Below are 19,996 nucleotides of genomic sequence, written 5' to 3'. Positions count from 1 at the left end.
GTGCTCCTTGGCTGGTGGTGGGTGGGACTCAGCGCAGCAGGCGGCCGATGGCCGCAGCCGCCTCCTGGACCTTGTCCTGGACGAGGTCGGGGTTTCCCGTGGCCTGGGATTCCTGGGCCGCATCCACGACGCAGTGGGCGATGTGGTCCTCGAGCAGGCCCAGGCTGACCGCGTGGAGGGCCTTGTTGATCGCCGCCACCTGGGTGAGGATGTCGATGCAGTACTTTTCCTCGTCGACCATGCGGGCGATGCCGCGGACCTGACCCTCGATGCGCCGCAGGCGCTTGAGGTACGCGTCCTTCTCCCCGCTGTAGCCGTGCGTAGTCGGTGCGCCCGCCGGCGCGTCGGTTGATGCTGGGGTGATTTCCTGGGTCATGGCTGCCTCCTCCGGTCAATCATACCCCGAGGGGGTATCCGGTGGGAAGCGGGCGCCGGTGTCGGCCGGCCGGTCCGCAGGGCGCGGGCCGCGGCGCCTTCGTCAGGCGCCGTTCAGGAGCCGACGCGCGCCGCCAGCAGTTGCTGCAGGCCCTCCGGGGACAGCGCCTGCTGGAGCGCCAGCACTTCGGCGCCCCGGACGCCCACCGTCTCGGCGCGGGAACTTGACTCAACGCGCAGGGACCGGGTGGCCAGGGGCAGCGCGCGGTGGTAGATGGCCGAGCGGATCCCGGCCAGGAGTTCCTCGTTCAGTTCGGCGAACGGCCCGCCGACCACAATCGCGTTCGGGTTGTAGAAACTCACGAGGGTCGCGAGCACCCTTCCGATGCTTTCGGAGGCCTCGCGCACGGCCCGCCGCGCGAAGGGGTTGCCTTCGGCAGCCAGCCGGGTCACGTCCCGGCTGGTCCGTGCCTCCGCCACCCCCTGGGCGCGCAGCCGGCGGGCCAGGGCCTCTCCTCCCGCGACGGCCTCGAGGCAGCCCATGTTCCCGCAGGAGCACAGCAGGTCCTCGCCGCCGGGCACCCGAATGTGGCCGATGTCCCCGGCTGCGCCCTGGGCACCCCGGTGCAGGGCGCCTCCGCTGACGATGCCGCAGCCGATACCGGTGCTGATCTTGACGTAGAGGATGTGTTCATAGTCCTCCCTGCGCGCCCAGTACTCACCCAGCGCCGCGAGGTTGGCGTCATTGTCCACAAGCGTCGGGACGCTGTAGCGGTCCGCGAAGAACTCCGGGATGGCGAATCCGTCCCAGCCCGGCATGATCGGCGGGCGCACCACGGTGCCGGTGCTGTGCTCGACCGGGCCCGGGACCCCGATCCCGATGGCGCGGACGTCCGAGGGACGCTTTCCCGCGGAGGACAGCAGGTCTTGGAACGCCTCGTCAAGGCTCCCCAGGACCGCGGCGGGGCCGTCCGCGATGCGCAGGTCGTAGGAAGCGGACGCGAGGGGGACGCCCGCGAGGTCGCTCGCCGAGACCCGGCAGTGCGAGGATCCCAGGTCCGCGCCCAGGATCACCCCGGCAGCCCCGTTGAGCCTCAGTTCCCCCGGGGGCCTGCCACCCTTGGAGGCACCTGCCTCCTCGACCACGAGGCCCGTGGCGATCAGCTCCTCGATCCGGGTCGCCACCGTTCCCCGGGACAGGCCGGTGAGCCGGGTCAGGTAGGCCCGGGTGCACCGGGGCCGCCGGGCGATGGCGTGCAGGAGGGCGCTGAGGTCGGCGTGCGCCGACGGGAGGGCCTCGGAGCGGGATCGTCCGGAAGGGGAGGTCATAAAAGTATCCTGCCATTGTTTAGCCAAGATTTGAAAAACTTTCACCATTTGTCTACATATCAAACAGAACATATGCTCAGCATGTTGCTGGTGATACCAGTGATAGTTCGGAATCCATTCGACTTTGGGAGCCATGTGACACAGCTAGGTATCGGCATTGTGGGAACGGGCATGATGGGCCGGATCCACGCAGACGCCGCGCGCCGGGTCGGTGCACGCGTCGTTGCCGTCGCGGGATCCTCACGCACCTCGGCCGAGCGGGCCGTGCGGGAATGGGCCGGGGGCAGCGCCGCCCTCGAGGTCGAGGCCCTCATCACCCACCCGGACGTCGATGTTGTGCACCTCTGCGTGCCCAACCACCTCCATGAGCCGCTGGCCGCGCGGGCCCTGGAGGCCGGCAAGCACGTCGTCTGCGAGAAGCCCCTCGCCCTTGACGTTGCCGGGGCCCGCGCCCTGGCCGGCAGCGCCCGCATGTCAGGGCTGACCGCAGCCGTTCCGTTCATCTACCGCTACCACCCGCTCGTCGCCGAGGCCAGGGCGCGGATCCAGGCCGGTTCGGCCGGCAACATCCATCTCATCCACGGCTCCTACCTCCAGGACTGGCTCTCCAACCCTGAGGACACCAACTGGCGCGTGGATGCCGGAAAGGGCGGCGCATCGCGGGCCTTCGCCGACATCGGGTCGCACTGGTGCGACCTCATCGAGTGGGTCAGCGGCCACCGCATCCAGGAGGTCTCCGCACTCACCAAGACGGCCTACGCCGACCGGCCCGGTGCGGCCGGAGCCGTGCCGGGAGCGGTCGCGACCGAAGACATCGCAAGCGTCGCCTTCCGCACCGACCGGGGCGCCGTCGGCTCGGTCGTGATCAGCCAGGTGTCGCCGGGGCGCAAAAACAGGCTGTGGTTCGAGATCAGCACGGTGAATGTGAGTGTTGGCTTCGACCAGGAACAGCCGGAGACCCTTTGGGTGGGTGGACGCGAAGGGAACCAGGTTCTGACCCGCGACCCGAACATCCTCTCCCCGGAGGCGGCCGAACTGTCGACGCTTCCCGCCGGGCACCCCCAGGGCTACCACGACGCCTTCCGGGCCTTCGTTGCCGATGTCTATGCCAGTGTCTCCGGCGGCGCTGCCGTGGACCGGATGCCGACTTTCGAGGACGGACTCCGGACGGCGGCGATCACCGAGGCGGTCCTTGCCTCCGCCGAGCACGGCACCTGGGTACAGGTCGGGGACTTTTCCCCGGCGCTGCTCACCGTGTCGACGGCCGGTGCTTCCCTGCCGGAAAGCTAGCCACCCGCAGCTCCCTCAGCGTTCCTCCATGCACAACACCACGACAAGGAAGTCAACGATGAAGAAACCAGCTTCGACCCGGGCGGCGGCAACCTCCGCAGCAATCCTGGCCCTGGCAGTGACGGGATGCACCGGAGCCGCGCCGGATGCCGCCGCGGAGGGGTCCGACGGCCTTCGCTACCTCATCAACCAGCCCGAACGCCCATCGGAACTTGATGCGATCCGGTCCGACCTGGAGGAGTTCGAGGAGGAATCCGGAATCGAGGTCACCCTCGACGTCCTGCCGCTGGAGAACCTCCGCACTGTCCTGCAGACCCAGCTGCGTTCCGGCGAAGGCCCGGACGTCTTCAACTACGACACGGGCCCCGGCTTCGCCGGCACCCTCGCCGAAGCGGGCCTCCTGTACGACCTCACCGACGCGTACGAGGAAAACGACTGGAAGATCTACGACTTCGCCCGTGAGCGGGTCACCTTCGACGGGAAGATCTCCGGCGTGCCGACCCAGCTGGAGGAGGTCGGCATCTTCTACAACAAGGACCTGTTCAAGAAGCACGGCGTGCAGGAACCGAAGAACCTCTCCGACCTCCAGAAGGCGGCGGAAACCTTCACCGCGGCGGGCGTGACCCCCTTCGCCGTCAACGACAAGGAAGGCTGGCAGGGCGGCCACCTGTTCAGCATGGCCCTGTCCAGCCGCGTCGGTCCGGACGGGATGGAGAAGCTGCTCGACGGCAGCATGCCGTGGACCTCACCCGAGGTGGTTGCCGCCCTGGAGACCTGGAGCGGCTTCGCCAAGGACGCACACCTGCCCGATTCTCCCAACGCCCTGACCTACGACAACGGCAACGCCCTGTTCTACAAGGGCGACGCCGCCATGAACCCCACCGGAAGCTGGCTCATCTCCTCACTGCAGGAGACGGTGGACTTCGAGGTCGGGTTCCTGCCCTTCCCCGCCGAGGACGGCCCCGGCATCTTCACCGGCGGCCTCGGCGGCGGAAGCTTCATCTCGGCCGACACGGAGAACCCCGAAGGAGCCGTCGAGCTCCTGGACTACCTCCAGTCCGAAGAGCACGGGCGCTGGCAGGTCGAAAACATCGGCACCATCCCGGCCTTCCCGGTGGACACCGAAGGGCTCGAGGTCTCCCCGCTGTTCGCCCAGGTCATCGAGGACACGGCGAAGATCGCCGAAGGCACGGGCGAGTTCGGCTACAACATCGACGTCCTGACCACCGACACCTTCAACAAGACCATGTGGGACGGCTTCCAGGGCATCCTCACGGGCCAGAAGACCGCCGAGGCCGTCGCCCAGGACCTCCAGACCGCAAGCAAGCAAGCTGCCGAGGACAAGTGACATGAGCACACCTATTTCCATAACGACCCCCAAGGTCACCCGGCGGGCCCAGACCCGCCTCGGCATCGCGCTCATCAGCCCGCTGATGCTGCTGGTGATCGTGTTTTTCCTCTTCCCGCTCGGGAACGCCATCTACTATTCCTTCGTCGACTTCGACGGAATCGACCCGACGCCTGCCTTCGTGGGCCTGCAGAACTACGCCCGGCTGCTCACCGACCCCGAGGTGTGGCACGCCCTGGGCAACAATGCCATCTGGATCGTCATCGGCACCGCCGCCCCCCTGCTGATCGGACTCGCGCAGGCGCTGCTGCTCTGGAAGGTCCGCAACGCCGGCGTCTTCTACCGGCTCGCGTTCTTCCTCCCGTACGTCCTTCCCCAGGTGGCCATCGGCATCGTGTGGGGCTGGATCTATGATCCGGTCAGCGGCTGGGTCAACAAGGCCCTGCAGGTGGTGGGTCTGGACTCCTTCGCCACCGGCTGGCTGGGCAACCCGAACACGGCGCTCTACGCGGTCCTGGTCACCGCGATCTGGGCCACGACCGGCTTCGTGCTCATCATCTTCCTGTCCGCGCTGCGCAACGTCGACGCGGCGCTCATGGACGCTTCCCGGCTCGACGGCGTCAACGCCGTGCAGCAGCTGTGGTACATCATCCTGCCCCAGATCATGCCCGTCTTCCTGATGGTCACCACGGTGACCCTCGTGGGCGGGTTCAGCGTCTTCGACATCATCTTCATCATGACCGGCGGCGGGCCCGCCAATGCCACCAACGTCATTGGCACCTACGCCTACACCAACGCCTTCCAGCTCAGCCAGATCAGCTACGGCACCACCCTGGCCCTGCTGATCACCGCGCTCTCGGTACCCTTCGCCGTGGCGCTCAACCGGCTGCAGCGGCGGCTCTCTCTCCAAGGAACAGGCGCATGACCACCACAACGGCACCCACCACTGAAACGGCACCCACACCCCGGCGCGAGGTGCGGACAACCCGCGAAGACAACGGCATGTCGCCCCGCCGGCGCACTGCGCTGACGGGCAAGCACCTCCTGCTGATCGTGCTCTCCGCGGTCTCCCTCTTCCCGGTGATCCTGGTGATCTCCACGGCGCTGAAGTCCGAGGAGGAGGTGCGTACCAATCCCTTCGGGCTGTTCACCTCGTTCTCCCTGGAGAACCTCCAGAACGCCTGGGTGGTGGGCGACTTCGGCAGCTACCTGCTCAACAGCATCCTGCTGAGCGTGCCCAGCACCCTGCTCGTCGTCGTGCTCTCCACCATGGCCGGCTACACCTTCGCCCGCCTCCCCTTCCGGGGGCGTTCGGTGGCCTTCTACCTCGTGGTCCTGGGCCTGCTCGTCCCGTTCTTCGCCTACATGATCCCGCTGTACTTCCAGCTCCGCGGGCTCGGCCTCCTCGACACCCTCCCCGGCGCCATCCTGGTGCTCACCTCCACCGGGGTGTCCTTCGGAACCTTCTTCATGCGGGCGTTCTTCTCCGACCTTCCCCTGGAACTGGAGCAGGCAGCCCGGGTCGACGGGGCCTCGGAGTGGCAGATCTTCCTGAAGGTCATGCTCCCCCTGGTGTCCTCCGGCGCCGGCGCCCTGGGCGTCTTCACCTTCATCCAGAACTGGAACAACTTCCTGGTGCCCCTGCTGTACCTGCCGGGCGGGGAGTTCCGGCCCCTCACCACCGGGCTCTACCAGTTCACCGGCGGACGGTCCCTGGACATCGGACCGCTGGCCGCCGGAACCCTCATCACGATCATCCCCGTCGTCGTCCTGTTCCTGCTCATGCAGCGCCAGGTGGCCGAGGGCTTCATCTCCGGCGCCGTCAAGGGCTGACCCGGACACATTTTCCCCACTAGATCGAGAATCGCCAACACACGAAGGACACCGCCCCCATGGCATCCGTTGTCAGTTTTACCTCCCCCCGCGTCGCGGAAATCACCGACGAGTCCGAAGCAGCACTCGCCGGCAACGAGGTCCGCATTCGGACCCTCTACTCCGGCATCTCCGCCGGCACCGAGCTCACCGCCTACCGCGGCAGCAACCCCTACCTGCAGAAGCAGTGGAGCCCCGAGCGGCGGCTGTTCGTCGACGGCGAATCGACCCTCTCCTACCCGGTCCACGGCTGGGGCTACGAAGAGGTCGGCGAGGTCGTCGAGATCGGCTCCGACGTGACCACCGTTGCCCTCGGCGACCGCATCTGGGGCACCTGGGGCCACAGGTCCTCCACCGTGAAGACCGCGGAGTACGCCGCCGCGCGCATCCTCGACCCCTCCGCGGACCCCCGGATCGGCATCTTCTCGCAGATCGGGGCCATCGCCCTGAACGTCGTCCTCGACGCCGACATCCACGTCGGTGAGACGGTCGCCGTCTTCGGCCTTGGAGTTCCCGGCCAGATCGTTGCGCAGCTGGCCCGGCTCAACGGCGCCCGCGTGATCGCCGTCGACGGTATCGCCGGCCGGCGCAAGCTCGCCGAGGAACTCGGTGCGGACATCGTCCTCGACCCGGCCGACGGGAACGTCGCCGAGCGCATCCGCGAGCTCACCGGAGGCCGCGGCGCCGACGCCGCCCTCGAGGTGACCGGCAACTACCGCGCCCTCCACGAGGCCATCCGCTCGGTGGCCTACAGCTCCCGCGTCTGCGCCGCGGGCTTCCTGCAGGGCGACGGCATGGGCCTGCGCCTCGGCGAGGAGTTCCACCACAACCGCATCCAGGTCATCTCCTCGCAGATCTCCGGGGTGTCCCCGGCACTGCAGCACCGGTGGGACACCTACCGGCTCAACACCACCGCCATCGAGCTGGCCGTCGCCGGGAAGCTGAACCTCACCGGCCTGATCTCCCACACCGTTCCGCTGGCCGACGCCGCGGCCGCCTTCAGCATGCTCGACGAAAACCCGCAGGACGCACTCCAGGTCGTCCTCAGCTTTGAGGAGAACCAGTGACTTTTCGGTTGGCAATCCAGGAACACTTCCTTGAGGGCAGGAACCTCATGGAGAAGTTCGAGTTCGCGCAGGAACGCGGCTTCGACGGCATCGAGCTGCTGGGCAAGGGCGACGGGATCTTCGCCGGACGCTCCGCCGAACTCCGTGAGGCCCGGGCCGCCGGGGTCGTTATGCCCAGCGTGTGCGTCAACATGGACCACTTCATCGGTGACTTCGACCTCGCTCGGGCCAAGGACGCACGCGAACAGATGAAGGACCTGCTCTCAGGCATCGCCGAGGCCGGAGGGTTCGGCGCCGTAACGCCCAACGCCTACGCCCTGTTCAGCCGCCGGCTTCCCCCGTTCGAGCCGCCCCGCAGCGACGAGGAATCGCGCGCGGTCCTCGTCGAGGCCCTGGCGGAGCTCGGCGCCCACGCCGAGGCCGAAGGCGCCCTGGTCCTGCTCGAACCCCTGAACCGGTACGAGGACTTCATGGTCAACACCCTGGCCGACGCCGTCTCCATCGTCGAGGAGGTGTCGTCCCCGGGCGTCGCCGTCATCGCCGACACCTTCCACATGTCCATCGAGGAGGCGGACATTCCCGCCTCCATCCGGGCCGCCGGGAAGCATATCCGCCACGTGCAGCTCGGCGACAGCAACCGGCTTGAGCCGGGCGCCGGCCACTACGACTGGCCCGCGACGCTCGCCGCGCTGGAGGGGATCGGCTACGACGGATGGCTCGCCATGGAGTGCCGCCTCAGCGGCCCGGCCCGGGACGTCCTGCCGAAGGTCTCGGCCCTGCTGAAGAACTAGGCGAAAGCCGCGACGAACGGATTCTCATGCAGCACAGCACCATCCCGCCCCTGCGGATCACCGTCTGGAACGAGGGCATCCACGAGACCACCGAGCCGGAGGTCGCCGCCATCTACCCGGACGGCATCCACGGCGCCATCGCCGAGGGCCTCCGGCTCCTCCTCGACGGGGACCCGGTGATCCGGACGGCCGTCCTGGCCGATCCGGACCACGGGCTCAGCGAGGAGGTCCTCGCGGCGACCGACGTCCTCCTGTGGTGGGGCCACATCGCCCACGACCAGGTGTCCGACGAGGTGGTGGAGCGGGTTCAGCGGCACGTCCTGGGCGGGATGGGCCTGCTCGTGCTGCACTCGGGCCACTTCTCCAAGATCTTCACGCGCCTGATGGGCACCACCTGCTCCCTGCTGTGGCGCAACGGGGCGGAGCGGGAACTCGTCTGGAATGTGAACCCCAACCACCCCATCGCGGCGGGCATCGAGGGTCCGCTGGTGATCGAGAAACAGGAAACCTACGGGGAGTTCTTCGACATCCCAACCCCGGATGACCTGGTGTTCATCAGCTCCTTCAGCGGCGGCGAGGTCTTCCGCTCGGGAGTGACCTTCACCCGGGGGCGCGGACACATCTTCTACTTCAGCCCTGGAGACCAGGCGTATCCCGTCTACCACCATCCCCAGATCCGGAGGGTCCTGGCCAACGGCGTCCGCTGGGCGGCGCAGCCCTCCGCCGAGCGGACACCGCCCGCGGTCACCAACCCGGCCCGCGGCTGGTTCCAGGACCCCCCGGCCTGACCGGCCAGCACGCCAGGCACACCCGTACGCACCCCACCGATTCGACAAGAAAGCACCCCATGAAACGTCTTGCAGCTCTCCGGATCCCTGCGGTCACCGCCGCGTTCGCCTTCGCCGTCACAGGGTGCACCGGCACCTCGTCGGCCGCGGAGAAGGACAGCGGGAATGGTGAGCAGATCCGATATCTCATCGAACAGCCCGAGGACTCGGCCGCCGTCGACCTGATCAACGAGGACATCGCCGTCTTCGAGAAGCAGAACCCCGACATCGACGTCGAACTCGAGGTCCTGCCCACCGACAATATGCGCACCGTGCTCCAGACCCAGCTGCGCTCCGGCGAGGGCCCCGACATCTTCAACTGGGGGTCGGGCCCCGGCTACGCCGGGGCGCTGGCCGACGCCGGGCTGCTCCACGACCTGACGGACGCCTATGAGGAGCACGACTGGCCCGTCTACGAGTTCGCCAAGGAGCGCGTGACCTTCGACGGCAAGGTCTACGGGGTGCCCGGAGACATCGAGACCGTCGGCCTCTTCTACAACAAGCAGCTCTTCGACAAGCTCGGCATCAGCGAGCCCACGAACCTGGGGGAGCTCGAGGCCGCCGCGGCGGCCCTCGCCAAGAAGGGAATCACCCCGTTCGCGGCCAGCGACAAGGAAGGCTGGCAGGGCGGGCACCTGCTGAGCATGGCGTTGTCGAGCCGGGTGGGCGCCGATGGGGTGGACAAGCTGCTCGGCGGCGAGATGCCCTGGACCTCCCCGGAGGTTGTCGCGGCCCTGGACACCTGGAAGTCCTTCAACGCCGCGGGCTACCTCCCGGACTTCCCGACGTCCCTGACCTACGACGGTGCCAACGCCCTCTTCTACAAGGAGGAGGCCGCCATCCTGCCCACCGGCAGCTGGGCCACCGACGAGATCGCCAAGAACACCGACTTCGAGGTCGGCTTCATTCCCTTCCCGGCCGAGGACGGTCCGGGCATCTTCAGCGGCGGGCTCGGGTCCGGCCCGTTCATCTCGGCCGCGTCGAAGAACACCGAGGCTGCCGAGAAGTTCCTCGACTACCTGGTGACCCCCGAGCACGGACGGTGGACTGTTGAGAACTTCAACACCATCCCGCCGTTCCCGGTGGAGACCGAGGGCATCGACGCCGACCCCCTGTTCGCCCAGGTTCTCGAGGACGCTTCGAAGATCTCGGACGGCACCGGCGAGTTCGGCTCCAACGTCGATGTCCTGTCGACGGACGTCTTCAACGACGCGATGTGGAAGGGCGTGCAGGCCATGCTGACCGATCAGCAGAGCGCGGAGGACGTCGCCGCCGACCTCGACTCCGCCTTCAAGCAGTAACACGCTCGGGGGGACGGCCCGGGCCGGGCCGTCCCCCCGGGCTCCCTCCCGGGCCCCGCACCCGAAGTGCCCCCTTCTACTCCCCACCCGAACCCGCACCCCTGACCAGCAACGAGGAAAACCATGCACGACGTACTCGATCCCCGCGACATCATTCCCGACGAGGCCGAACAGCTGGCGCATTCCGGCTACGCCGTCGGAGACCTGGAACAGCAGGCCCGGGAAGCGGCGGAAGCCTCCGACCTGCCACGCCTGGCCGCCATCGGGCAGGCCCTCGCCGGACTGCAGCGCGACCCGGACTGGTCCTACGAGGAGCCCGGGGACGAGGCGGTCCTGCTCGAACTGGCCCGCCGGGTAGAAAGGACGGCGTACGAGCCATCCGAACTTCCCGGCAGGATCCGGGGAGCCTGGCTCGGCCGGGCCGTGGGCAATACCATGGGCAAGCCGATCGAAGGGCTGACCCGAGGCGAGGTCGAGACCTACCTGCGGGCCGCCGGCCAGTGGCCCCAGAAGGGTTACATTCGGCTGCTCGACCCGCTGCCGGCCGGGGTGGACCGGCTCCACCCCTCGGCCCCGACGGCCTCCGAGGGGAACTTCACCGAGGTGCCGCGCGACGACGACATCGACTGGACCATCCTTGGCCTGAACCTGCTCGAAACCCACGGGCGCGGCCTCACCACCGAACACATCGCCGCGGAGTGGCTGGGCCGGCTTCCGTTCACCCAGATCTACACGGCCGAACGCGCCGCCTACCGCAACCTGATCGCCGGCCTGCAGGCTCCGGCCACCGCCACCGAGGCCAACCCCTACCGGGAGTGGATCGGCGCCCTCATCCGGGGGGATATTTTCGGCTACGTGAACCCCGGGGACCCGGCGGAGGCCGCGCGCCTGGCCCTGGTCGACGCCCGCCTGAGCCACACCGCCAACGGCGCCTACGGGGAGATGTGGGCCGCCGCCCTCCTGGCGGCCGCCTTCACCACCGATTCGGCACGGGATGCCCTGGGCACCGCGCTGCGCGTTGTCCCCGAGCGCTCCCGGCTGGCCGAGGCCCTCCGCGGTGTCCTCGAGCTCTTCGACGGCGGTGCGTCGCCCGAGGAGGCCCTGGACTGGGTCGACGAGACGCTCGGCCACTACAGCTGGGTCCACACCATCCACAATGCAGCGCTGATCTCGATCGGCCTGCTATGGGGCAGGGACTTCGCCGGCGCCGTCGCCATCGCGATCTCCGGCGGGCGCGACACCGACTCCACGGCGGCCACGGTGGGCAGCGCCTACGGTGCCCTGCACGGGGCGGACGCGGTTCCCGCCGAACTCGTGGGCACCACACACGAGCACGTGCGCAGCGACGTGCGCGGCTACGACCACATCACCATCGACGAACTCGCCGAGCGCACCCTGTGGCTGGTCCCCGGCCGGGCCGGCTAGGGCAGCGGGCAGGCCCGGCGCGTCCGCGGCATCCCCTCCGGGGGCGCCGCGGACGCACCATCTGCCCGGCCTGGCGCCTGTCACCGCGGGCCGGCCGGCATTAAGGCAACGCCCAGCATGATGGCCTACGGTTGGAGGTTGAACCCACCGTCCAGCGAGGAAACCCATGACGAACTCCCTGCCGTTCTGGCAAAAACGGCTGCTGCTCATCCTGGCCGGAGTGGCCGTGCTGGCCCTGATGGGCCTGGTCTTCACCGCCGGGCGCGTGTCCGCCGGGCAGGACCACCCGGACGGGGCCAGCGCCGACGCCGGCTTCTCCCGCGACATGCAGGTGCACCATGCGCAGGCTGTGGAGATGTCCCTGCTGATCCGCGACCGCAGCACCGACGAGGACCTGCGGTCCGTCGCCTACGACATCGCGCTCACCCAGCAGCACCAGATCGGCCAGATGTACGCCTGGCTTGAGGAGTGGGGCCTGCCCCAGAGCAGCTCCGCGCCCGCGATGGCGTGGCTCGACTCCTCCGCCGGCGGCCACCACGGCGGGCAGGACGGCGCCCCGGCGCACACCGCCGGAGCGCTCATGCCGGGGATGGCCACCCCGGAGCAGCTCGCAGAGCTGAAGTCGTCCTCCGGCGTCGAGGCCGAACGCCTCTTCCTTGAACTCATGATCGACCACCACACCGCCGGCGCCGAGATGGCCGAGGCCGGTGCGGAACTCGCCGAGACGGCCAAGGTGCGCTCCCTGGCCACCAAGATGGCCACGGCGCAGCAGGCCGAAATCGGCGCCCTGCAGGATCTGCTTGACCGGCGTTAGCCGGCACCGGCGGTAGATTGGACTACAGCCGGTGCGCCCGCGCAGGGCGCTCCCCATTCCGCCACGAAGGACAGATAACCGTTGAACAAGAAGAGAGCCCAGCAGAACTCGGACCGCCAGGCACGGCTTGCCGCCATCCAGGCCCAGCAGCGGGCCAGTGAACGCAAGCGCAGCGCTCTGATTTTCGGCGGTATCGGCGCTGTCATCCTCGCGATCATCATCGCGGTGACCCTGGTGATCGTCAACCAGGTCCAGGCCAACAACGCCGCCAGGGAGGCTGCCGCCAAGCCGATCGAGGGTGTGGCGACCTTCGAGGACCTGGGCCGGGAGCACACCGAGGAGGAAGTCACCTACGAGCAGTCGCCTCCGGTCGGCGGGGATCACAGCCCCATCTGGCTCAACTGCGGCGTGTACACCGAGCCCGTGCCGGACACGAACGCCGTCCACTCCCTCGAGCACGGCGCCGTCTGGATCAGCTACCAGCCGGAGCTGGATTCGGCCGAGATCGATGCGCTCACCGACCTCGTCGGCACCCGCAGCTACGTGGTCCTGAGCCCGCACGCCGACCAGGAGTCCCCGATCGCCGCCAGCGCCTGGGGCCTGCAGCTTGAGGTCGACTCCGCCGACGATCCCCGCCTGGCGGCGTTCATGGAGAAGTACATCCAGGGCGAGCAGACCCCTGAGCCCGGCGCGTCCTGCTCCGGCGGCATCACCCCCGGCGCCTAGGACCCACCCTTCGCCCACCCGGACCCGGCGCCCGTCACTTCGGACGGTGCGCCGGGTCCGGCTGTGTTCCTAGCGGATACCGCTTCGCGCCAGACCCTGCACGAAGTACTTCTGGAACGCGAGGAACATGATCACGATGGGCGTGATGGACACCAGCGCCAAGGCCATGATGGCGCCGTAATCCGCCCCGTACTGGCCCCGCAGGTAGAGCAGGCCGATGGGCAGCGTAAAGAGCTGGCTGTCCTTGAGCGCAATCAGGGGCCACGCGAAGTCGTTCCACTGATACATGACGGTGAGCAGGACAAGGACCGCGATGAGCGGTTTGCACAGGGGCAGGATGATCTGCAGGAAGATCCGGATGTTACCGGCGCCGTCGACCTTCGCCGCCTCGAGAAGTTCGTCGGGGATGGCGATGATGAACTGCCGGGCCAGGAAGATTCCGAAGGCCGAGGCCGCGGATGGGAGGATGACGGCCCAAAACGTGCCATAGATGCCCAGTTCGGTCACCAGGCGGAACTGGGCGACCATGAGGACCTGCACGGGAACCATCATGGTGCTCAATACCAGCAGGAAGATCACTCCCTTGCCGCGGAAGTCGAGCTTCGCGAAGGCGTAGCCGGAGAGCAGGTTCACGGTGACGGTCAGGACCGTGACGATGGCGGTGATGACCACCGAGTTGCCGAACCAGGTGGCTGTGGGGAAGCTGCCGAAGACGGTGCGGAAGTTGTCCAGCGTCCATTCGGACGGCCAGATTTTCAGTTCCCTGCTGAAGACGTCCGCATTCGGGGAGAAGGCGATCGTCACCATCCAGTACAGCGGGAACATCATGACGAGCCCGACGGCGACGGCGGTTCCCAGGCGGGCGGCGGCGGAAACGCGCTGCGCGGCGGGAACCCGCCGAACCCGGGGAACGGCCCCGGCGGTCGGGGCGGCCGGGGCGGCTGGAGGGTTGCCCTGGAGGGGAAGGGGAGAGGCCATGGGAATCCTGTTCTGGTGATCTCGGGTGGCGGGCGCCGGCTGGAGGTCAGCCTGCAGTGTCGCGCGAGCGGTTACCGCGCCACTGGATGGCCGTGAAGATGAGCGTGAGCAGGAAGATGACGATTCCGATGGCGGCCGCATAGCTCTGGTCGCGTGTGACAAAGCCGTTCTCATACGCGTAGGTGACAAGCACCGACGTCGAGCGGCCGGGGCCGCCGCCGGTCATGACGAAGATGGTGTCAAAGACCTGGAACGAGTAGATGACGTCCATGATCAGCAGGAAGAACGTCGAGGGCCCCACGAGGGGGATGGTGAGATGGCGGAACTGCTGCCAGGAGCTTGCACCCTCCAGCTTCGCCGCTTCGTAGAGCTCGGGGGAGATGCCCTGCAGCCCGGCGAGGTAGATCACCATGTTGAAGCCGACGCGGATCCACAGGGTCACGAGGATGATCGAGGCGAACGCAGCGGTTCCTTCGGACTGCCAGGGAACGCCGGCGAGTCCACCGCCGCGCAGGAGCTTGTTGAGGATGCCCGTCGCCTCGTCGAACAGGAGGACGCCCATGAGCGCGGTGGCCACGCCTGAGATCACCATCGGCAGGTAGATCAGCGTACGGAACAACCTGCGGCCGGGCAGGACGGAGTTCATCAGCACAGCAAGCCCCAGCCCGAGGGCCAGGCTGAGCGGGACGGTGATCAGCGTGAAGACCGCCGTGTTCAGGGCCGACTGCCAGAAGGTTGGATCCGTGATGAGTCTCCGGTAGTTCCCGAGGCCCACCCAGCCGCTCGCGCCGAACCCGCTCGATTCCTGGAAGCTGATCAGAAAGGCCCAGCCAAGGGGCAGGAACAGGAAGATGCCGAGGAGGACGAGGTTTGGTCCGAGGAAGCCGTAGGAGGTCAGCGTCGAACGCTGACGCCGAGGCTCCCTGCCGGGCCGCGCCGTGGAGGTGGCTCCGGGGCCGGCCCTGGGTGAGGCACCGCCGGTCGACTCCTCGCGGGCCGAGGTGTCGGCGGACATCAGCCGACGGCCTCATCGACGGCGGCCGCGATGTTTTCCAGTGTCTCGTCCACCGGCTGGCCCTGCGTGAAGGCCGCCTCGAGTTCGTCCCGCAGCTTCGGATTGATGGCTGCCATGGCGGGTGAGGTGAGCTGCTTGACGTCCTCTGGCTCGAGGGTGGTGGCCTGCTCTACGAAAATCCCGGCGATGTCCGGGCGCGTCTGGTAGTCGAGCCTGGCGTCGACGAGGCTGTTCAGGGTGGGCAGTTCCATTGCACGGGCGCAGAAGTCCGACATCTGGTCGGGCTGGGTCATGAATCGAAGGAACTCGGCGGCGAGGTCGGGATTGCGGGCGTTCTTCGTTGCCACCAGAGCATTGCCGCCGAGGTCGCAGGCGCCCCGCTCGTCCCGCGGCAGGTAGGTGGCTCCCCACTCGAAGTCGGTGATGGCCTCGTCGAGGCTGGGCAGCACGAAGTTGCCGACGAACGCCATGGCCGTTGTTCCTGCGGAAAACGCTCCATCGGCGTAGGTCGAGGATTTCACCGAGCTGCTTGGCGGCACCAGCTTGTCGGTGAAAAAGCTCTGCGTGAATGCCAGCGCCTTCCTTCCGGCGTCGGATTCGATGGCCGATGCGGTGAGGTCCTCGTTGAGCAGGCGGCCGCCGGCCTGGAAGAGCCAGCTCAGCCAGCGGGTGGAGCCGCCGAGCTGCCAGTTGTAGACGAAGGGGTAGAGATCGTCGGCGAGGGAGCCCCGGAGCTTCTCGGCCACGTCGCGGAACTCGTCCCAGGTCCAGGCCGAGTCGAGGCTGTCCGGGACGTTCGTGATGCCGGCCTGCTCGAAGAGGTCCCGGCGGTAGACCACGGCCGAGGTATCGGTCTGGTGGGGCACCCCATACGGTTTGCCGTCGAACTGGATGGCCTGCCACATCGCCGGGAGGAACTCCTCGCTTGCCCCGGTATCGAAGTAGCCGCTGAGGTCGAGGAGCTGGTCCTGGCTGCTGTAGGCACCGATGGTGCCGTAGTCAACGCGGAAGAGGTCCGGGGCGGTGCCAGCCTGCAGCTGCGCGTCGATGTTCTGGAAGATCTGTTCGTAGGGGACCAGATTCAGCTTGACGTCCGCGCCCGCGTTGGCGGCCTTGAAGGCCTCGATTCCGCGGCGGAAGCCCTCCTCCTCGGCGGGGCTGCCCCAGGTGGTGAAGGTGAGGGTCTGCTCCCCTCCGTCCTTGTTGTCCTTGTTTTGTCCTCCCGAGAAGCCCGCACAGCCACCAAGGGCCGCCGCTGCTGCGAGGAATCCTGCTCCACCGAGAATCTGCCGTCGGGAGATGGTCATTGTGGTGCCTTCCGGTCAGGTTGGTCACAATGTACACCGGCGGAATTTTTCCCGAACTGCCTTTACCACCGCTCCCTGCGGGGTTATCGTCCGGTGCGCCGCCACGGTCTGGCGTCCATCCGCGGTACGCCCGGCCGCGGGGAGCGGGCGCCCGGCCGCGGGAGCGGGGTGCCCGGCCGCGGGAGCGGGGTGCCCGCGAAGACCCTTCCGCGGCCTGCCGTCAGTCGATGGCGGCACCGATGGGTTCGAGCACTACGCCCGGGTAGTCCTTGCGGAAGTGTCCGACCTTCCACTTGTCGCCAAAGACGGCGATGATTTCGCCGTCGGCGCGGTGCAGGATCTCCCCGCCGCGGAAGGTCTCCGGGACCCCGGTGCTTTCGGGGGCCACGGCCATGGCCAGGGTGTAGGAGATGGAGTCGAGCGAGGTGGGCGCGTTGAACTCCGTGCCCAGCCGCTGCGCGGCGACCTCGAACTGCAGCGCGCCCACCGCGGCCAGCACGGGCGCCTGGTCGCCACGCAGGTCCGAGCGCAGCACCTGGACCACGCCCTCGTGCTCGAGCTGCTCAATCCCGCGGCGGAACTGCTTGTACCGGCCCGGATCCTTGGCCCGGGCGACGGCGAACAGCTCGGGGGAGAACCGGGGGATGTCGGGGAAACGCACCGGTTCCTCGGCGAAGAGGCTGTCCCCGACTCGCAGGCTGGTGGCGTTGACCAGCCCGACGACGTCGCCCGGCCAGGCGGTGTCGACGACCTCGCGGCTGCGGCCCAGGACGCGGTGGGCGTACTTGGTGGCGAAGGGCTTGCCGGTGCGCTGGTTGGTGATGACCATGCCGCGCTCGAAGCTGCCGGAGCAGATCCGCAGGTAGGCGATGTGGTCGCGGTGGGAACTGTCCTGGCCGGCCTGGACCTTGAAGACGAAGCCGGAGAACGGGGATTCCAGCGGGCGGGGCTCATCGCTGAGCGTCTCCCGCGGTGAGGGCGCCGGGCCCAGGTCGACGAGGGTGTCGAGCAGCTGGGAGACGCCGAAGTTCTTCGCGGCGGCGGCGAACAGGACCGGGGTCTGCCGCGCCGCGGCGAACTCGGCGGTGTCGAAGGCGCCGTTCGAGGATTCGACGAGCCCGGCTTCCTCCTCCGCATCGAGCCAGCGGGCCGCTTCGATCGGGTCGAGGTCGGCGGTGTTGACCTCGGTTTCCTCGGCGGCCTGGGCGCCGCCGTCCACGGCCTCGAGCCGGAACGCCCGCTTGCCCGGAATGTCGAGCAGCCCGTGGAAGTCCCCGGCGATCCCCGCGGGCCAGGTCAGCGGCACCGGTGTCATCCCGGTCCGCTCGCCGATGTCGTCGATCAAGCCCAGTGCGTCCAGGCCGGGGCGGTCCCACTTGTTGATCACCGTGATGATGGGGATGTTCCGGGCCTTGCAGACGGCCAGCAGCTTCACTGTCTGCGGTTCGAAGCCCTTGGCGGCGTCGATGAGCATCACGGCGGAGTCGACGGCGGCGAGCACCCGGTAGGTGTCCTCGGAGAAGTCCGCGTGGCCGGGGGTGTCGACGACGTTGAGGATCGTGTCCCGGTATGTCAGCTGAAGTGCGGCGGAGCTGATCGAGATTCCACGCTCCTGCTCGATGCCCATCCAGTCCGAGACCGTGGCGTGGCGGCTGGATTTGCCGTGGGTGACCCCGGCGTCCTGAATGGCGCGGGCCAGCAGGGCAAGGGCCTCGGTGAGGGTCGACTTGCCGGCGTCGGGGTGGGAGATCACGGCGAAGGTGCGGCGCCGGGAGGCTTCACGCCGGACGGCCGCGGGATCGGTGAGGGGGGATTCGGTAAGAACTGGCACACTCCATTGTCGCTGATCCGCTGTCCGTGCCCCGCCGGGGCCGGCGGGTCCTGCAGCCGGGGGGCGTGGTCCGCCGGGCGGGGCAGTGCCCGCCCGGCGGAACCCGGTCCGGAGGAACCCGGTCAGCGCGCGGCGGTCGGGCGCAGCGACCACCAGCCGAGCCCGGCGGCCAGCACCATGAGCACGGCCCCGATTCCGGAGGTGAGGATCACTCCGCTGTCGAAGGCGGAGAAGGCCGACTCGAGCAGCGCGGCGGCGTTCCCTGCCGGCAGCTGGGCCGCGGTGTTGACCGCCCCGCCCAGGGTTTCGGTGGCCTCGGCCACCTGCCCGGCGCTCAGCCCGGCCGGCAGGCTCAGGTGGGCCTGGTAGGAGGCGAGCAGGATGCTGCCGAGCACCGCGGTGCCGAACACCGAACCGACCTCGTAGGCGGTCTCCGAGACCGCCGAGGCCGCTCCGGCCTTCGCCGGGGGAACGGTCGAGAGGATCAGGTCGTTCGAGACGGTCTCGGAGGCCCCGACGCCGATGCCCAGCAGGATGAACGCGAACAGCAGCGCCATGGCGGACTCGCCCGTGAAGGCGACGAAGGCATACGCGGCGGCGGAGAACCCGAGCGACACCGGGACCACGATGTGCGGCGGGACCCGCTTGACCACTGGCACGACGGCGAATCCAGCGGCGATGGTCATCAGGAGCCCGGGCAGCAGGATGGCTCCGGCCTCAAGCGGGCTGTAGCCCAGGATGAGCTGCAGGTGCTGCGAGACGAAGTAGAGGAAGCCCACCAGGGAGAAGATGGCCAGCAGGTTCACCAGCACGGCGCCGGTGAAGGCGCGCACGGTGAACAGCCGCACGTCAAGCATAGGCCCGGGCCGGCGCAGCTGCCGGCGCACGAAGACGACGCCGGCGGTGAGTCCCACCACGACTGCGGAGATGGCCACCGGGTTGGGGCCCTCCATGGCGAAGTCCTTGATGGCGTAGACGACCGGAAGCATCGCAGCGACCGAGAGCCCGATGCTCAGGATGTCGATACGCCCCGGATTCGGATCGCGGGACTCGGGGACGAAGATCGGGGTGAGGATGAGCATCAGCACCAGGACGGGTACGGCCAGGAGGAAGACCGAGCCCCACCAGAAGTGCTCAAGCAGCGCGCCACCGAGCAGGGGGCCGAGGGCGGCCCCGGCGGAGAACCCGGCGGCCCACACGGCGATGGCGACGCGGCGCTGGTCGCGGTCCGTGAAGATGTTGCGGATCAGGGACAGCGTGGAGGGCATCAGCATCGCGCCGAAGATTCCGAGGCCGACCCGGGCTCCGACGAGGAACCCGGCACTTGGGGCGAACGCGGCGGCGACGGAGAAGGCGGCGAAGCCCCAGGCGCCGATGATGAGCAGGCGGCGGCGCCCGAACCGGTCGCCAAGGCTGCCCATGGCGACAAGGAGTCCGGCCAGCACGAGCGGGTAGCTGTCGATGATCCACAGCTGGGTCGCTCCGCTGGTGGCGAACGCGAGGGAGATGGCGGGAATGGCGAAACTAAGCACCGTGTTGTCCACCGCTACGAGCAGCACGGGGAGCATCAGGACAGCGAGGGAGATCCAACCCCTCACCCCTGTGCGGGTGGAGGCCGGTGACAGCGCTGAGCTCACCCCGGCCGGGGATGCGGAAGTGGAGATGGACGAAGTCATGTCGAGGAGACTATACCGTCCAGC

18 protein-coding genes are annotated in these 19,996 nt (G+C 68.4%); 11 read left to right on the top strand and 7 right to left on the bottom strand.

The window, feature by feature from the left end; genetic code table 11:
• Nucleotides 1–28 precede the first annotated feature (28 nt).
• Nucleotides 29–376: a metal-sensitive transcriptional regulator gene (locus I6N91_RS13035; protein WP_198813253.1), complete on the bottom strand. Its 348-nt coding sequence runs from the start codon at nucleotides 374–376 to the stop codon at nucleotides 29–31.
• Nucleotides 377–489: 113 nt separating this feature from the next.
• A complete protein-coding gene (locus I6N91_RS13030) occupies nucleotides 490–1,704 on the bottom strand; it encodes an ROK family transcriptional regulator (protein WP_198813250.1) in 1,215 nt (404 codons plus the stop codon).
• A 135-nt stretch (nucleotides 1,705–1,839) separates the two neighbouring features.
• Between I6N91_RS13030 and I6N91_RS13025 the strand changes: the two genes are divergently transcribed.
• The 11 genes from I6N91_RS13025 to I6N91_RS12975 all read left to right on the top strand — a co-directional run bounded on the left by I6N91_RS13025 (nucleotide 1,840) and on the right by I6N91_RS12975 (nucleotide 13,165).
• Nucleotides 1,840–2,994, top strand: a complete 1,155-nt coding sequence (locus I6N91_RS13025; protein WP_307843353.1) for a Gfo/Idh/MocA family oxidoreductase — start codon at nucleotides 1,840–1,842, stop codon at nucleotides 2,992–2,994.
• A gap of 58 nt (nucleotides 2,995–3,052) precedes the next feature.
• The gene (locus tag I6N91_RS13020; RefSeq protein WP_198813247.1) at nucleotides 3,053–4,342 is read left to right on the top strand and encodes an ABC transporter substrate-binding protein; all 1,290 of its coding nucleotides are present in this window, start codon (nucleotides 3,053–3,055) and stop codon (nucleotides 4,340–4,342) included.
• Between the two features lies 1 nt (nucleotide 4,343).
• Entirely contained in the window at nucleotides 4,344–5,267 is a 924-nt protein-coding gene (locus I6N91_RS13015; RefSeq protein WP_198813244.1) for a carbohydrate ABC transporter permease, read from the top strand.
• Nucleotides 5,264–6,175 (top strand): carbohydrate ABC transporter permease, encoded by a 912-nt coding sequence (locus I6N91_RS13010; RefSeq protein WP_198813242.1) that lies wholly within the window; start codon nucleotides 5,264–5,266, stop codon nucleotides 6,173–6,175. Before I6N91_RS13015 ends, I6N91_RS13010 begins: the two co-directional genes overlap by 4 nt.
• A 59-nt stretch (nucleotides 6,176–6,234) precedes the next feature.
• Nucleotides 6,235–7,281 carry a zinc-binding dehydrogenase gene (locus I6N91_RS13005; protein ID WP_198813240.1) on the top strand — a complete coding sequence of 349 codons (1,047 nt, stop codon included), beginning with the start codon at nucleotides 6,235–6,237 and terminating at the stop codon, nucleotides 7,279–7,281.
• Nucleotides 7,278–8,072, top strand: coding sequence for a sugar phosphate isomerase/epimerase family protein (locus I6N91_RS13000; RefSeq protein WP_307843352.1), 795 nt, complete (start codon nucleotides 7,278–7,280; stop codon nucleotides 8,070–8,072). Before I6N91_RS13005 ends, I6N91_RS13000 begins: the two co-directional genes overlap by 4 nt.
• A 26-nt stretch (nucleotides 8,073–8,098) precedes the next feature.
• Nucleotides 8,099–8,860 (top strand): ThuA domain-containing protein, encoded by a 762-nt coding sequence (locus I6N91_RS12995; protein WP_198813238.1) that lies wholly within the window; start codon nucleotides 8,099–8,101, stop codon nucleotides 8,858–8,860.
• Between the two features lie 59 nt (nucleotides 8,861–8,919).
• Entirely contained in the window at nucleotides 8,920–10,200 is a 1,281-nt protein-coding gene (locus I6N91_RS12990; protein WP_198813236.1) for an ABC transporter substrate-binding protein, read from the top strand.
• A 123-nt stretch (nucleotides 10,201–10,323) separates the two neighbouring features.
• Complete coding sequence (locus I6N91_RS12985) at nucleotides 10,324–11,625, top strand: ADP-ribosylglycohydrolase family protein (protein ID WP_198813228.1); 1,302 nt, start codon at nucleotides 10,324–10,326, stop codon at nucleotides 11,623–11,625.
• A gap of 166 nt (nucleotides 11,626–11,791) precedes the next feature.
• Nucleotides 11,792–12,439 (top strand): DUF305 domain-containing protein, encoded by a 648-nt coding sequence (locus I6N91_RS12980; protein ID WP_198813225.1) that lies wholly within the window; start codon nucleotides 11,792–11,794, stop codon nucleotides 12,437–12,439.
• A gap of 81 nt (nucleotides 12,440–12,520) precedes the next feature.
• Entirely contained in the window at nucleotides 12,521–13,165 is a 645-nt protein-coding gene (locus I6N91_RS12975) for a DUF3105 domain-containing protein (protein WP_198813223.1), read from the top strand.
• A gap of 69 nt (nucleotides 13,166–13,234) precedes the next feature.
• On the opposite strand, the gene I6N91_RS12970 is transcribed toward I6N91_RS12975, so the two are convergent.
• From I6N91_RS12970 to I6N91_RS12950, 5 genes are all read right to left on the bottom strand, one after another.
• Nucleotides 13,235–14,143: a carbohydrate ABC transporter permease gene (locus I6N91_RS12970; protein ID WP_198813221.1), complete on the bottom strand. Its 909-nt coding sequence runs from the start codon at nucleotides 14,141–14,143 to the stop codon at nucleotides 13,235–13,237.
• Nucleotides 14,144–14,189: 46 nt separating this feature from the next.
• Entirely contained in the window at nucleotides 14,190–15,158 is a 969-nt protein-coding gene (locus tag I6N91_RS12965) for a carbohydrate ABC transporter permease (RefSeq protein WP_198813220.1), read from the bottom strand.
• Nucleotides 15,158–16,465: a sugar ABC transporter substrate-binding protein gene (locus I6N91_RS12960; RefSeq protein ID WP_198813218.1), complete on the bottom strand. Its 1,308-nt coding sequence runs from the start codon at nucleotides 16,463–16,465 to the stop codon at nucleotides 15,158–15,160. Before I6N91_RS12960 ends, I6N91_RS12965 begins: the two co-directional genes overlap by 1 nt.
• Before the next feature lie 220 nt (nucleotides 16,466–16,685).
• Complete coding sequence (locus I6N91_RS12955) at nucleotides 16,686–18,296, bottom strand: peptide chain release factor 3 (RefSeq protein ID WP_198813216.1); 1,611 nt, start codon at nucleotides 18,294–18,296, stop codon at nucleotides 16,686–16,688.
• A 122-nt stretch (nucleotides 18,297–18,418) separates the two neighbouring features.
• Entirely contained in the window at nucleotides 18,419–19,972 is a 1,554-nt protein-coding gene (locus I6N91_RS12950) for an MFS transporter (protein WP_198813213.1), read from the bottom strand.
• Between the last annotated feature and the right edge of the window lie 24 nt (nucleotides 19,973–19,996).

This window comes from Arthrobacter sp. MSA 4-2 (assembly GCF_016405885.1).
Lineage (GTDB): Bacteria > Actinomycetota > Actinomycetes > Actinomycetales > Micrococcaceae > Arthrobacter_D.
The sequence above is the reverse complement of the archived record's forward strand: the minus strand, read 5'-3'. Positions and strand labels throughout refer to the sequence as shown.

Bases quoted from the DNA above. Each gene is read 5' to 3' on its own strand.
- I6N91_RS13035 (WP_198813253.1), bottom strand. From the start codon at position 376: ATGACCCAGGAAATCACCCCAGCATCAACCGACGCGCCGGCGGGCGCA.
- I6N91_RS13030 (WP_198813250.1), bottom strand. From the start codon at position 1,704: ATGACCTCCCCTTCCGGACGATCCCGCTCCGAGGCCCTCCCGTCGGCG.
- I6N91_RS13020 (WP_198813247.1), top strand. From the start codon at position 3,053: ATGAAGAAACCAGCTTCGACCCGGGCGGCGGCAACCTCCGCAGCAATC.
- I6N91_RS13015 (WP_198813244.1), top strand. From the start codon at position 4,344: ATGAGCACACCTATTTCCATAACGACCCCCAAGGTCACCCGGCGGGCC.
- I6N91_RS13010 (WP_198813242.1), top strand. From the start codon at position 5,264: ATGACCACCACAACGGCACCCACCACTGAAACGGCACCCACACCCCGG.
- I6N91_RS13005 (WP_198813240.1), top strand. From the start codon at position 6,235: ATGGCATCCGTTGTCAGTTTTACCTCCCCCCGCGTCGCGGAAATCACC.
- I6N91_RS12995 (WP_198813238.1), top strand. From the start codon at position 8,099: ATGCAGCACAGCACCATCCCGCCCCTGCGGATCACCGTCTGGAACGAG.
- I6N91_RS12990 (WP_198813236.1), top strand. From the start codon at position 8,920: ATGAAACGTCTTGCAGCTCTCCGGATCCCTGCGGTCACCGCCGCGTTC.
- I6N91_RS12985 (WP_198813228.1), top strand. From the start codon at position 10,324: ATGCACGACGTACTCGATCCCCGCGACATCATTCCCGACGAGGCCGAA.
- I6N91_RS12980 (WP_198813225.1), top strand. From the start codon at position 11,792: ATGACGAACTCCCTGCCGTTCTGGCAAAAACGGCTGCTGCTCATCCTG.
- I6N91_RS12970 (WP_198813221.1), bottom strand. From the start codon at position 14,143: ATGGCCTCTCCCCTTCCCCTCCAGGGCAACCCTCCAGCCGCCCCGGCC.
- I6N91_RS12965 (WP_198813220.1), bottom strand. From the start codon at position 15,158: ATGTCCGCCGACACCTCGGCCCGCGAGGAGTCGACCGGCGGTGCCTCA.
- I6N91_RS12960 (WP_198813218.1), bottom strand. From the start codon at position 16,465: ATGACCATCTCCCGACGGCAGATTCTCGGTGGAGCAGGATTCCTCGCA.
- I6N91_RS12950 (WP_198813213.1), bottom strand. From the start codon at position 19,972: ATGACTTCGTCCATCTCCACTTCCGCATCCCCGGCCGGGGTGAGCTCA.